Origin of the sequence: Pseudomonas sp. NY5710, from assembly GCF_013305665.1 — a bacterium.
Lineage (GTDB): Bacteria > Pseudomonadota > Gammaproteobacteria > Pseudomonadales > Pseudomonadaceae > Aquipseudomonas > Aquipseudomonas juntendi.
In genome coordinates this window covers 4,904,375-4,916,717 of the sequence record NZ_CP045554.1, presented here as the reverse complement: position 1 = coordinate 4,916,717, position 12,343 = coordinate 4,904,375, and the positions used below count along the sequence as shown (strand labels likewise).

Sequence of the window (12,343 nt, the reverse complement as noted above, 5' to 3'; positions counted from 1 at the left end):
CTTCCTGAGTTCAAGGGCGGCGCTCGAAGTTCTTGGCTGCAGCCGCCGCCAGATCCGGTGGCAAGAAATCCTTGTCCGGGTTGTAGTCGGCCTTCAGGTACCGCCCCAGGTCCTGCAGGTCTTGCGGGCTCAGGGTGCCGGCGGCCTGCTTCAGGCTCAGGTTGTCGAGGATGTAGTCGTAGCGGCTGTTGTTGTAGTCGCGCACCGAGGTGTACAGCTGGCGCTGGGCATCGAGCACGTCGACGATGTTGCGGGTGCCGACCTGGTAGCCGATTTCAGTCGCTTCCAGTGCGCTCTGGTTGGAAATGATCGACTGCTTGCGTGCCTGCACCTGTTCCACGTCGGTGTTCACCGCGCGGTGCAGGTTGCGGGTGTTCTCCACCACCTGGCGGCGCAGGCTCTCGCGCTGTTGTTCGCTCTGGCTCAGGCGCTGGTAAGCCTCGCGTACCTGCGAGCTGGTCAGGCCGCCGCTGTAGATCGGGATGTTCAGTTGCAGGCCGATACTGGTCTGCTCGACGTCGCCGCTGTAGCGAACGTTCTGTTGGGGAGCAGGGTTGGTAAAGCCGAGGCTGTCGTTGTCACCCTTCTGGTATTTGGCCACCGCATCCAGGGTGGGCGCATGGCCGGCCTTGCGCTGGCGCAGGGTTTCTTCGGCGGCAGACACCGCATAGTTGGTCGCCAGCAGGTTGAGGTTCTGGCGCCCGGCCGTTTCCACCCAGGCCTTGGCATCGTTCGGCGTAGGCACCTGCACTGGCAGGCTGTGCACCACACCCTGGATCGAGCTGTACTCACGGTTGGTCAGCGTTACCAACGCTTCGAAGGCATCCTGCACCTGGCGTTCGGCGATGATGCGGTTGGCCCGGGCAGTGTCGTAGCCGGCCTGCGACTGCAGCACGTCGGTCTTGTCCGACAGGCCGACATCGAAGCGTTCGTTGGACTGGTCGAGCTGGCGCTTGAACGCGGCTTCCTCCGCCTTGGTCGCGGCCAGGTTGTCCTGGGCGCGCAGCACGGCAAAGTAGCTTTGGGCCGTTTGCAAGATGAGGTTCTGCTCAGTGGCCGACAGCTCCAGGGCAGCCTGTTCGTTGACCGCCTCGGCGGCCTGCAACTGGAACCAGCGGTCGGCGCGGAAAATGGGTTGGGCCAGGGTTGCACTCCAGGCATTGCCGCTGCGGTTGGAGGTGATCGACGGCTCGTCCAGCTTGGTGCGGGTGTTCATCATCTCGGCCCCGGCCGACAGGTTCGGCAGCAAGCCGGCGCGGGCCTGCGGTACCACCTCGCGGCGTGCGCCGTAATCGGCGCGCGCTGCTGCCAGGTCGGCGTTGTTGTCGACCGCTTCCTGGTACACGCTGACCAGGTCGGTCTTGACCGTCTGGGGCGCGTCCGCTGCCCAGGCCACTCCGTTGGACGCACAAGACACGGCTATTGCCAGTGAGAGTTTGCGCAGCATAGAGGCAATCCTTGTACGAAATTGAATTACTGAACCGTTGAGTATTTGGCGATGCGCCAGTTTAGTGCCATGTGCCCCCGGCAACAATCGCCGGGCGCGCCTTTCATCATCTGCGCAGAAACCCGCTTGGCTTTGCCGACCACAGCAGTCTAGACTGCGCAAGTTCTTGTCGGGGTGCCTTGAAGCAAAGGCTGAGATCGCAGAGGTGCGGATCCCGTTGAACCTGATCAGGTTAGCGCCTGCGTAGGGAACAAGATTGCTCGCCTTCCCGGGGAGCCTCTTGTGCCAGGTCCGGGATTGTCACAGCTGCATGCAGCTTCAAGGCACCCCCATATCCGGCACTGCATCCACTAATGGATGCGTCCGCGCCATTCAGGTTCACCCCGACATTCCACTGCTAGGAAGCCGTCTGGAGAGCCTGTGATGACCCAACAAGAAAAAACGATCAACCTCAGCGAATCGGCAAAAGTCGATCAGCAGTCCGTGCAGCCGTTCCCGCGTTCGCGCAAGGTCTATGTGCAGGGCTCGCGCCCGGATATCCGCGTACCCATGCGGGAAATCAGCCTGGCCGATACGCCGACCGATTTCGGTGGCGAGTCCAATGCCCCGGTGCTGGTCTACGACACCTCCGGCCCCTACACCGATCCCAGTGTGATCATCGACGTGCGCAAAGGCCTGGCCGACATGCGGTCGGCCTGGATCGACGCGCGTGGCGACACCGAGCGCCTGGTCGGGCTGAGCTCCGACTTCGGCCAGCAGCGCCTGAACGACGCCGAGCTGGCCAAGCTGCGTTTTGCCCACGTGCGCAACCCGCGCCGGGCCAAGGCCGGCGCCAATGTTTCGCAAATGCACTATGCCCGCCAGGGCATCGTTACCGCCGAGATGGAATACGTGGCCATCCGCGAGAACATGAAGCTGCAGGAGGCGCGCGCCGCAGGCCTGCTCGACGCGCAACATGCCGGGCATAGCTTCGGTGCCAATATTCCGAAAGAGATCACCCCCGAATTCGTGCGCCAGGAAATCGCCCGTGGCCGTGCGATCATCCCAGCCAATATCAACCACCCGGAGCTGGAGCCGATGATCATCGGCCGTAATTTCCTGGTGAAGATCAACGGCAATATCGGTAACAGCGCCCTGGGCTCGTCCATCGAGGAAGAGGTGGCCAAGCTGACCTGGGGCATCCGCTGGGGGTCGGACACGGTCATGGACCTGTCCACCGGCAAGCACATCCATGAGACCCGCGAGTGGATCATCCGCAACTCGCCGGTGCCGATTGGTACCGTGCCGATCTACCAGGCCCTGGAAAAAGTCAACGGGGTGGCCGAAGACCTGACCTGGGAGCTGTTCCGCGACACCCTGATCGAGCAGGCCGAGCAGGGTGTGGACTACTTCACCATCCATGCCGGGGTGTTGCTGCGCTACGTGCCGCTGACCGCCAAGCGGGTCACGGGCATCGTCAGCCGTGGCGGCTCGATCATGGCCAAGTGGTGCCTGGCCCATCACAAGGAAAACTTCCTCTACACCCACTTCGAGGAAATCTGCGAAATCATGAAGGCCTACGACGTCAGCTTCTCGTTGGGCGATGGCCTGCGCCCCGGCTCGATCGCCGACGCCAACGACGCTGCGCAGTTCGGTGAGCTGGAAACCCTTGGCGAGCTGACCAAGATTGCCTGGAAGCATGATGTGCAGTGCATGATCGAAGGCCCTGGCCACGTGCCCATGCAGTTGATCAAGGAGAACATGGACAAGCAGCTGGAATGCTGCGACGAGGCGCCGTTCTACACCCTCGGCCCACTGACCACCGATATCGCCCCGGGTTATGACCACATCACCTCGGGCATTGGTGCGGCAATGATCGGCTGGTTCGGCTGCGCCATGCTCTGCTACGTGACCCCCAAGGAGCACCTGGGCCTGCCGAACAAGGATGACGTCAAGACCGGCATCATCACCTACAAGATCGCCGCGCATGCTGCCGACCTTGCCAAAGGCCACCCCGGCGCACAAATCCGCGACAACGCCCTGTCCAAGGCGCGCTTCGAGTTCCGCTGGGAAGACCAGTTCAACCTCGGCCTCGACCCTGACACTGCCCGCGCCTACCACGACGAGACGCTGCCCAAGGAGTCGGCCAAGGTCGCGCACTTCTGCTCGATGTGCGGGCCGAAGTTCTGCTCGATGAAGATCACCCAGGAAGTGCGGGAGTACGCCGCCAAGATCGACACCGTGGACGTCACGGTCGAGCAAGGCATGCGTGAGCAGGCCGAGCGGTTCCGCCAGGAAGGCAGCCAGCTGTACCACAAGGTCTAAGAACGCTGTGGGCGGCTCCCACAGGAACCGCGCCAGGCTCAAGGCCAGCGCGTTTTTTGTGGGAGCGGCCTTGCGTCGCGATACGAGGACGAAGTCCTCGCCAGGAACACCAACAACATTGCCGGCGAGCGCCAACCATGACATCACCCAGCCAGTTCTCCCCCGACCACCCGGTCCCCACCCACCAGCGCATCTTCGGTGCGCGTGACCTGTTCTCCCTCTGGTTTTCCCTGGGCATCGGCCTGATGGTGCTGCAAGTCGGCGCCATGCTCGCGCCGGGTCTGGGCCTTGCTGGCGCAGTACTGGCCATTGCCCTGGGCACCGGCGTGGGCGTGCTGTTGCTGGGCGCCGCCGGGGTCATCGGCAGTGACACCGGGCTGTCGGCCATGGGCACCCTGAAGCTCAGCCTGGGCAGCCATGGCACGCGCTTGCCGGCGGTGCTCAACTTGCTGCAACTGGTGGGCTGGGGGGCGTTCGAGATCATCGTCATGCGCGATGCCGCCAGCCTGCTGGGCGCACGTGCCTTCGGTGAGCACAGCGCCTGGAACAGCCCGATGCTGTGGACCCTGTGCTTTGGTGCCCTGGCGACCTTGCTGGCGGTGAGCGGGCCACTGGCGTTCGTGCGCAAGGTGCTGCGCGCCTGGGGTATCTGGTTATTGCTGGGCGCCTGCGTCTGGCTGACCTGGAACTTGTTCGCCAAGGCCGACCTGGCTGAGTTGTGGGGGCGCGCCGGGGCTGGCTCGATGTCGCTGGCAGTAGGCTTCGACATCGTCATTGCCATGCCGCTGTCGTGGCTGCCGCTGATCGCCGACTATTCACGTTTCGCCCGTAATGGCAGGCACGTGTTCGGCGGTACCGTGCTGGGCTACTTCATCGGCAATACCTGGCTGATGAGCCTGGGCGTCGCCTACACCCTGGCCTTCGCCGCCAGTGGCGAAGTCAATGCGCTGTTGCTGGCCTTGGCTGGCGCCGGCATGGGGATTCCGTTGCTGCTGATTCTGCTCGACGAGTCGGAAAAGGCATTCGCCGACATCCACTCGGCGGCGGTCTCCACCGGGGTGCTGCTACCGTTGAAGGTGGAGCACCTGGCACTGGCCATCGGCGTGCTGTGCACCCTGATCGCCTTGCTGGCGCCATTGGCTCAGTACGAGAACTTCCTGTTGCTGATCGGTTCGGTGTTTGCGCCGCTGTTCGGCGTAGTGCTGGTAGACCATTACGTGGTGCGTCGCCGTGGCCTGCCAGTACAGGTCAAGGGTTTGCACTGGCAGGCGCTACTGGCCTGGTTCGCGGGGGTGGCGGCCTACCACCTGATTGCCGCCAATGCCCCCGAGCTGGGCGCCACCCTGCCAGCATTGCTGCTGGCAGGTGTGCTGCACGGGCTGTTGAGCTTCAGCCGCGGCCGGGGAACAGTTCCGGCTTGAGCACGCCGTTGAGGCGCGGGTAGGGGATTTTCAGTTCCACGTGGCCCATGGAATAGGGCGCGATGGCATAGACCTCGTATTTGACCACCAGCGCGCCGTACGTCAGGGCGATGTGCGGCGACTTCTTGAACGGCCAGGTCTTGACGAACTCGGCGTCCTTGTCCATGCCCACGCTCATCAGCCAGGCGCGGTGCGACTCTTCGACGGTTTTCCAGAAGGTCTCTTCCTGGCCAGGCACCAGCATGTCCTGCAGGGTCAGCACCTTGTCCAGCTTGCGGGAGTAGTTGATGAAACCACGCCCGGGCATGCCGTGCGCGCCACCGCTGTCCAGGTAGCTGGACAGCTCGATGATCACCAGGCCGTCATGCTGCTCGCGTACCTTGGCTTGCAGGTAGCTGCTGTTACGTTTATCGGCGCTGGCCAGGTATTGCTGTTCATAGGCCTGCAGGGTGGCCGGCGCGGTGCCATGCTGATTGTCTTCGGTCAGTTGCAGCAAGCGCTTTTCGACGATGCCGTCAAGCTTGGGCAGGGCCGGGAAGTGCACCATGTCGATGTTCACCAGCGGGCAATCGCTTTCGCTGCAACCGGGTTTTACATGCTCCCAGGCGTCGCGTTTGACCTCTAGCGGGGTCCGGTAGTTGGGCGTGAACAGGCTCTGGCAGGCGCCCAGAGCGAGTGCCAGCACGGCCACGGAAGTCAGTTTGACAATGGTCATGATGATCCTTGCAGAACAGGGAAAAGTCGGCCTTTGACCGTCTGCGCGGCCTTCGGTTCGCCACTAAGCTAACAGAGTGCGCGCGTGCTGTCCCGACTGTGCGAATGGTTGCTGGAAAGGGGTGAAACGCGCTGGCGTGCGGAGTAGGATGGCGCGATGCTGTGATTGAGGTAGCGAGGATTTCCATGTCAGAGACGTTGAACTCAGTGCCCAGGGCGGTCGAGATCGTCAAGCGCGAAAACTGCTTCCAGGGCTTCTACAAGCTCGACAAGGTGCACTTGCGCCACGAGCTGTTCGCGGGCGGCATGGGGCGCGAGATCAGCCGTGAACTGTTCGTGCGTCACGATGCGGTGTGTGTCCTGCCCTACGACCCGCTGCGCGATGAAGTGGTGCTGATCGAACAGTTCCGCGTCGGTGCAATGGGCAAGGCCGAAAACCCCTGGCTGATCGAAATGGTGGCCGGGCTGATCGACAAGGACGAGCAACCCGAGGAAGTCGCCCACCGCGAAGCCGAGGAAGAAGCGGGCCTGACGTTCGCTGCCCTGTGGCCGATGACCCGCTACTTCCCGTCGCCTGGCGGCAGCGATGAGTACGTGCACTTGTTCCTTGGCCGCTGCAGCAGCAAAGGGGCAGGGGGGCTGCATGGCCTGGAGGCCGAGGGTGAAGACATTCGCGTGCGGGTATGGTCGTTCGAAGATGCCTTGCAGGCCGTGCGCGAGGGGCGCATCTGCAACGCGGCGACCATCATCGGCTTGCAATGGCTGGCGCTGAACCGTGACGAAGTACGAGGAATGTGGAAGTGAACCTGCTGCGCGAGCGCTATCGAGTCGACCTGGCCGGGCTGCAGGCAGCCTGTGAGGCCAACTATGCCCGGCTGATGCGCTTGCTGCCGGACATGCGTACCACCCAGAGCTCGCGCCGCATCGGTATGACCCAGGGCGACCAGATGCTTGGCGTGCTGGTGCTCGACGTGGTGCTGGCCTGCCCGTACACCACTACCCTGCATATACGTCAGGAACACAGCTTGCCATGGCTGCCGGTGCCGCACCTGGAGGTGCAGGTGTATCACGATGCGCGCATGGCCGAGGTGATCAGCGCCGAACATGCCCGGCGCCTGCGCAGCATCTACCCCTACCCGAACGAGGCGATGCACCAGCCAGACGAAAAAGCCCAGCTCAACCTGTTCCTGGGTGAGTGGCTGAGCCACTGCCTGGCCTGTGGCCACGAGCTGGCCAGCGTTCGCTGAAGTTTGACGCAGGTCGTTCGCGGGTGTTTGCTCACGGCCTTCGCCCGGCCATAATTGCGGCTGAACCCGTTCGAGGAGATGGCCGTTGCCGCCGCCAGACCAACCGCGCCCCGTGCATGTGGTGCAACTGACCGATGCCCACCTGTTCGCCGCCCCGGGCGGTAGCATGCTGGGGCTCAATACCCGTGACAGCCTGCGCCATGTGGTGGCCCAGGTACAACGCGAGCAAGCTCAGGTGGATGTGCTGCTGTGCACCGGCGACTTGTCACAGGACGCCAGCGTTGCCTCGTATCAAGCGTTCCGCGAGCTGACTGCGCCGCTTGCCGTGCCCACCCGCTGGTTGCCGGGCAACCACGACGAAGCCCAGGTCATGGCGCAGGTTGCGCCGGAACTGGTGCAGGCGGTGACCGATGTGGGGGCCTGGCGCATCGTCATGCTCAACACCGCCGTGCAGGGCGCGACCCACGGTTTTTTGCAGGGTGACCAATTGGCCGTCCTGGGCGCCGCGTTGAAAGAAGCGAACGGTCGACATTGCCTGGTGTGTTTCCACCATCAGCCGGTAGACATCGGTTGCGCCTGGATCGCGCCGATCGGCTTGCGCAATGCCCAGGCCCTGTTTGACACCATTGCCGGTTACCCACAGGTTCGGGCATTGCTGTGGGGGCATGTGCACCAGGAGTGGGATGAGCTACGCGATGGCCGGCGTTTGCTGGCTACGCCATCGACCTGCATTCAGTTCGCGGCCCGCAGCGAGGACTTCAAGGTGAGCGAAGAGCAGCCTGGGTACCGCTGGCTGCGCCTGCACGCCGACGGGCGGCTGGAGACCGGGGTGGAGCGGGCATGGGACTTTGAAGTGAAGCTCGACTTCGATAGCCCAGGTTATTGAGCGGGTTGCGCGGCCAACTGCAGGAGCGGCCTTGTGTCGCGAAAGGGCCGCAAAGCGGCCCCGGCAATATCTGCGGCGAAGCTGAAATTCTGGGGGGCGCTTCGCACCCCTTTCGCGACACAAGGCCGCTCCTACAGGGTGCCCTGTTGCAGCGGGCTATGGTGAAGAAATTGTTGCGAAACCCGTGACACTGCGTCAAAACCCGGCTAACGCGCTACACTGCGCGTCCCTGCGCCCGCATCATCAGGCGCGAAGCCACAGATTCCGGGGGCAGCATGTCGGGTTCCATCCTCTATATCCATGGCTTCAACAGCTCGCCGCTTTCCACCAAGGCGCGCCAGCTCGAAGCGGTCATGCAGCAGCTCGGCCTGGCCGACCAACTGCGGGTGCCCGCCTTGCACCATCACCCACGCCAGGCCATCGCCCAGCTTGAGGCGGCCATCGCCGAACTGGGCGCGCCATTACTGGTGGGCAGTTCGCTCGGCGGCTACTATGCCACCTGTCTGGCGGAGCGCCATGGCCTCAAGGCCTTGCTGGTCAACCCGGCGGTTACCCCGCACAAGCACTTTGACGGCTACCTGGGTAGCCAGCGCAACCACTACACCGATGAAACCTGGGAGCTGACCCTGGACCACGTGCAGGCCCTGGCCGAACTCGAAGTGCCAGCGCCGGTCGATGCCAGCCGCTATCAAGTGTGGTTGCAAACCGCCGACGAAACCCTGGATTACCGCCATGCCGAGCGTTATTACCGTGCTTGCGCCCTGCGCATCCAGGCCGGTGGTGACCACAGTTTCCAGGGCTTTGCCGAGCGCCTGCCGGCCCTGCTGGCGTTTGCCGGTATTGCGCGTGGGCAGTATGCAGCGCTCGATTTTTCTGTATTTTGACTTTTTTGCACTCACCAGACTGACGACGAGACCCTATGGCCAATCCCAGCGCTAGCGCCTATAACGCAGACGCCATCGAAGTCCTCTCGGGCCTTGACCCGGTCCGCAAGCGGCCGGGCATGTACACCGACACCAGCCGCCCCAACCACCTGGCCCAGGAAGTGATCGACAACAGCGTCGACGAAGCCCTGGCCGGGCACGCCCGCTCCGTGCAGGTCATTCTGCATGCCGACCACTCGCTGGAAGTCAGCGACGACGGCCGTGGCATGCCGGTGGACATTCACCCCGAAGAGGGCGTGTCCGGGGTCGAGCTGATCCTGACCAAGCTGCACGCCGGCGGCAAGTTCTCCAACAAGAACTACCAGTTCTCCGGTGGCTTGCACGGCGTTGGCATCTCGGTGGTCAACGCCCTGTCGACCCAGGTGCGCGTGCGTGTCAAACGCGACGGCAATGAGTACCAGATGACCTTCGCCGACGGCTTCAAGGCCAGCGAGCTCGAAGTTGTCGGTTCGGTCGGCAAGCGCAACACCGGCACCAGCGTGTATTTCAGCCCCGACCCCAAGTATTTCGATTCGCCGAAATTCTCCATCAGCCGTCTCAAGCACGTGCTCAAGGCCAAGGCCGTGCTGTGCCCAGGCCTGCTGGTCAGCTTCGAGGACAAGGCCAGCGGCGAAAAGGTCGAATGGCACTACGAGGATGGCCTGCGTTCCTACCTGGTCGATTCGGTCAACGAGTTCCAGCGCCTGCCCGATGAGCCGTTCTGCGGCAGCCTGGCCGGTAACAAGGAAGCGGTAGACTGGGCCTTGTTGTGGCTGCCCGAAGGCGGCGACAGCATCCAGGAAAGCTACGTCAACCTGATCCCTACCGCCCAGGGTGGTACCCATGTCAATGGCCTGCGCCAGGGCCTGCTGGATGCCATGCGCGAGTTCTGCGAATTCCGCAACCTGCTGCCGCGCGGGGTCAAGCTGGCACCTGAAGACGTTTGGGAACGCATCACTTTCGTCCTTTCGATGAAGATGCAGGACCCGCAGTTCTCCGGGCAGACCAAAGAGCGGCTGTCTTCACGTGAGGCGGCGGCATTCGTCTCTGGCGTGGTCAAGGATGCCTTCAGCCTGTGGCTCAACGCCCACCCTGAACTGGGCATGCAACTGGCGGAGCTGGCCATCAGCAACGCCGGCCGCCGCCTCAAGGCCAGCAAGAAGGTCGAGCGCAAGCGCATCACCCAGGGCCCGGCATTGCCCGGCAAGCTGGCCGACTGCGCCGGCCAGGACCCGATGCGTGCCGAGCTGTTCCTGGTCGAGGGTGACTCGGCCGGTGGCTCGGCCAAGCAGGCCCGGGACAAGGAATTCCAGGCCATCCTGCCGCTGCGCGGCAAGATCCTCAACACCTGGGAAGTGGACGGCGGCGAAGTCCTGGCCAGCCAGGAAGTGCACAACATTGCCGTGGCCATCGGGGTCGACCCGGGTGCCACCGACCTGGCGCAACTGCGCTATGGCAAAATCTGCATCCTCGCCGACGCCGACTCCGACGGCCTGCACATTGCCACGCTGTTGTGCGCGCTGTTCGTGCAGCACTTCCGTGCACTGGTCGAGGCCGGGCACGTGTATGTGGCCATGCCGCCGCTGTACCGCATCGACCTGGGCAAGGAAATCTACTACGCCCTCGACGAAGCCGAGCGTGATGGCATTCTCGACCGCCTGGTGGCCGAGAAGAAACGCGGCAAACCCCAAGTCACCCGCTTCAAGGGTTTGGGCGAAATGAACCCGCCACAACTGCGTGAAACCACCATGGACCCGAATACCCGGCGCCTGGTGCAACTGACCCTGGACGACGTGCAGGCGACTTGCGAGCTGATGGACAAGCTGCTGGCCAAGAAGCGCGCCGGTGACCGCAAGAACTGGCTGGAAACCAAAGGTAACCTCGCCGAGGTCATGGTTTGATTCGTTTGCTTCTGGCGGCCTGGCTGGCGCTGGTTGCCCTGCCGGGCCTGGCGGGCGACTGGCCAGAGCTGAAGATGACTGCCGAGCACCCGATAGACGGTATGCGCGGTGGCAACCTGTCTGGTCTGGCAGTCTGCCGGGGGGCGTTATGGGGCGTGTCCGACCGCGACGATGACCGCATCTACCGCTTCGACCAGCAGAGCGCTACCTGGCGCGCGCAGGCGCTTGCCTTCACTGCACCGCCGGTGCCGGAAAGCGGCCTGCCGTGGGGCCTGAAGTCACGCAACTGGGCGGCGTCGTACATTCGCGGCGGCGCGCTGGACTTCGAAGGCATCACCTGCGACCAGGCAAACAACCTGTACCTGGTCAGCGAGGCCCACGCTGCGGTGCTGCAACTGCCGCCCGAAGGTGAGCCCGACTGGCTCAAGATCGACCCGGCCATGGTCCGTCAGGCGCGGGCCAGTGGCATGCTGCTGAACTTCAATGCGCTGTTTGAGGGGCTGGCAATCAACCCGGCGGGTGACCGCCTGTGGCTGGCGGCCGAGCGCGAGCGGCGTGGCCTGGTGGCCATCGAACGGCAGCAGTCGGTATGGACCTGCGGGCGCGGTTGCGTGCTGCTGAGCGAGGCCGGGGTCGAGATGCAGCCGCCGCAAATGCCAGCGGCCCGGGCCCTGTCGCGCGACTTTTCCGACCTCGCCTGGTTCGAGGGCAAGCTGTTCACCCTTGAGCGCAACGCCTACCGGATATGCCGGCGGGATGCCGACAGCGGCGAGGTCGAGCGCTGCTGGTCGTTCGCCGCCGAGGCGCTGGAGCCCATGCGCCGCTACGATCAGCCGTTCGGCCTGGCCGAGGCGCTGGTGATCGACGGCAAAGGCGCTTGGGTCGGGTTGGACAACAACAATGCTGACCGTGCCGATGGCGAGCGGCGCCCGATCGTGTGGCGCTTCGAGGCGCCTCAGGGCGGCTGGGGCGCCAAACCGTGAGCCAGGCACCGGGCAAGCGCGCAGGCCGGGTGCTGATGGTGCTTGCCTGGGCGGCTGCGCTGTTTCTGGCCACACGCTTTTTCGGCCAGTGGGAAGACAGCCAGCGCAACCCTAACCGCCAGGTGCAGTCGGAGCACGGCCAAGGTTTCATCGAGGTGCGCCTGCTGAGTAATGGCCAGGGGCATTTCGTGGTGGATGGCGCGATCAATGGCCAGGTGGTGCATTTCATGCTCGACACCGGGGCCACCGACGTCGCGATCCCCGAAGGGCTGGCCCGCGACTTGGGCCTGGCGCGTGGCAGCCCGGTGCTGCTGAGTACCGCCAATGGCCGCACCGAGGGCTACCGCACGCGGTTGGCCAGCCTGCAACTGGGCGACATACGCCTGCAGAACGTACGCGCCATCGTCGTGCCGGGCCTGGATGGCCCCACCGTGCTACTGGGCATGAGTGCCCTGCAACAACTTGAATTTACCCAGCGCGGTGGCACCATGCTGCTGCGCCAGAACCTGAAATGACG

At 63.9% G+C, this 12,343-nt stretch carries 11 protein-coding genes and 1 riboswitch; of the genes, 9 read left to right on the top strand and 2 right to left on the bottom strand.

Features of this window, described 5'->3' with window-relative positions; genetic code table 11:
• Nucleotides 1-10: 10 nt before the first annotated feature.
• Nucleotides 11-1,447: a TolC family outer membrane protein gene (locus tag GEV39_RS22700; protein ID WP_125854904.1), complete on the bottom strand. Its 1,437-nt coding sequence runs from the start codon at nucleotides 1,445-1,447 to the stop codon at nucleotides 11-13.
• 160 nt (nucleotides 1,448-1,607) lie between these two features.
• A riboswitch (TPP riboswitch) is annotated at nucleotides 1,608-1,714 on the top strand.
• Nucleotides 1,715-1,870: 156 nt separating this feature from the next.
• Here GEV39_RS22700 and thiC point away from each other — a divergent pair.
• Nucleotides 1,871-3,751 carry a phosphomethylpyrimidine synthase ThiC gene (gene thiC, locus GEV39_RS22695; RefSeq protein ID WP_173891291.1) on the top strand — a complete coding sequence of 627 codons (1,881 nt, stop codon included), beginning with the start codon at nucleotides 1,871-1,873 and terminating at the stop codon, nucleotides 3,749-3,751.
• 137 nt (nucleotides 3,752-3,888) lie between these two features.
• Nucleotides 3,889-5,172: a putative hydroxymethylpyrimidine transporter CytX gene (gene cytX / locus GEV39_RS22690; protein ID WP_173891290.1), complete on the top strand. Its 1,284-nt coding sequence runs from the start codon at nucleotides 3,889-3,891 to the stop codon at nucleotides 5,170-5,172.
• Here cytX and GEV39_RS22685 read toward each other — a convergent pair.
• On the bottom strand, nucleotides 5,141-5,887 hold the full coding sequence (locus GEV39_RS22685; RefSeq protein WP_173891289.1) for an RsiV family protein: 747 nt from the start codon (nucleotides 5,885-5,887) through the stop codon (nucleotides 5,141-5,143). The genes cytX and GEV39_RS22685 overlap by 32 nt on opposite strands.
• A 185-nt stretch (nucleotides 5,888-6,072) precedes the next feature.
• Here GEV39_RS22685 and GEV39_RS22680 point away from each other — a divergent pair, with 185 nt between their 5' ends.
• The 7 genes from GEV39_RS22680 (at nucleotide 6,073) to GEV39_RS22650 (ending at nucleotide 12,341) form a co-directional block, all read left to right on the top strand.
• Nucleotides 6,073-6,690: an NUDIX domain-containing protein gene (locus tag GEV39_RS22680; protein WP_173891288.1), complete on the top strand. Its 618-nt coding sequence runs from the start codon at nucleotides 6,073-6,075 to the stop codon at nucleotides 6,688-6,690.
• Nucleotides 6,681-7,133, top strand: a complete 453-nt coding sequence (locus GEV39_RS22675; protein WP_009681331.1) for a DUF1249 domain-containing protein — start codon at nucleotides 6,681-6,683, stop codon at nucleotides 7,131-7,133. The genes GEV39_RS22680 and GEV39_RS22675 overlap by 10 nt, the downstream gene beginning before the upstream one ends.
• 85 nt (nucleotides 7,134-7,218) lie before the next feature.
• Nucleotides 7,219-8,019 carry a 3',5'-cyclic-AMP phosphodiesterase gene (cpdA, locus tag GEV39_RS22670; RefSeq protein ID WP_173891287.1) on the top strand — a complete coding sequence of 267 codons (801 nt, stop codon included), beginning with the start codon at nucleotides 7,219-7,221 and terminating at the stop codon, nucleotides 8,017-8,019.
• Between the two features lie 275 nt (nucleotides 8,020-8,294).
• Nucleotides 8,295-8,903, top strand: a complete 609-nt coding sequence (locus GEV39_RS22665) for a YqiA/YcfP family alpha/beta fold hydrolase (RefSeq protein WP_173891286.1) — start codon at nucleotides 8,295-8,297, stop codon at nucleotides 8,901-8,903.
• Between the two features lie 35 nt (nucleotides 8,904-8,938).
• A complete protein-coding gene (parE, locus tag GEV39_RS22660; protein WP_009681328.1) occupies nucleotides 8,939-10,843 on the top strand; it encodes a DNA topoisomerase IV subunit B in 1,905 nt (634 codons plus the stop codon).
• Nucleotides 10,840-11,826 carry an esterase-like activity of phytase family protein gene (locus GEV39_RS22655; RefSeq protein WP_173891285.1) on the top strand — a complete coding sequence of 329 codons (987 nt, stop codon included), beginning with the start codon at nucleotides 10,840-10,842 and terminating at the stop codon, nucleotides 11,824-11,826. The genes parE and GEV39_RS22655 overlap by 4 nt, the downstream gene beginning before the upstream one ends.
• The gene (locus GEV39_RS22650; protein ID WP_173891284.1) at nucleotides 11,823-12,341 is read left to right on the top strand and encodes a retropepsin-like aspartic protease family protein; all 519 of its coding nucleotides are present in this window, start codon (nucleotides 11,823-11,825) and stop codon (nucleotides 12,339-12,341) included. Before GEV39_RS22655 ends, GEV39_RS22650 begins: the two co-directional genes overlap by 4 nt.
• Nucleotides 12,342-12,343 lie beyond the last annotated feature (2 nt).

What these genes read in the sequence shown, in the direction of transcription:
- GEV39_RS22700 (WP_125854904.1), bottom strand. Translation starts at nt 1,447, where the DNA reads ATGCTGCGCAAACTCTCACTGGCAATAGCCGTGTCTTGTGCGTCCAAC.
- GEV39_RS22685 (WP_173891289.1), bottom strand. Translation starts at nt 5,887, where the DNA reads ATGACCATTGTCAAACTGACTTCCGTGGCCGTGCTGGCACTCGCTCTG.
- GEV39_RS22665 (WP_173891286.1), top strand. Translation starts at nt 8,295, where the DNA reads ATGTCGGGTTCCATCCTCTATATCCATGGCTTCAACAGCTCGCCGCTT.
- thiC (WP_173891291.1), top strand. Translation starts at nt 1,871, where the DNA reads ATGACCCAACAAGAAAAAACGATCAACCTCAGCGAATCGGCAAAAGTC.
- parE (WP_009681328.1), top strand. Translation starts at nt 8,939, where the DNA reads ATGGCCAATCCCAGCGCTAGCGCCTATAACGCAGACGCCATCGAAGTC.
- GEV39_RS22680 (WP_173891288.1), top strand. Translation starts at nt 6,073, where the DNA reads ATGTCAGAGACGTTGAACTCAGTGCCCAGGGCGGTCGAGATCGTCAAG.
- cytX (WP_173891290.1), top strand. Translation starts at nt 3,889, where the DNA reads ATGACATCACCCAGCCAGTTCTCCCCCGACCACCCGGTCCCCACCCAC.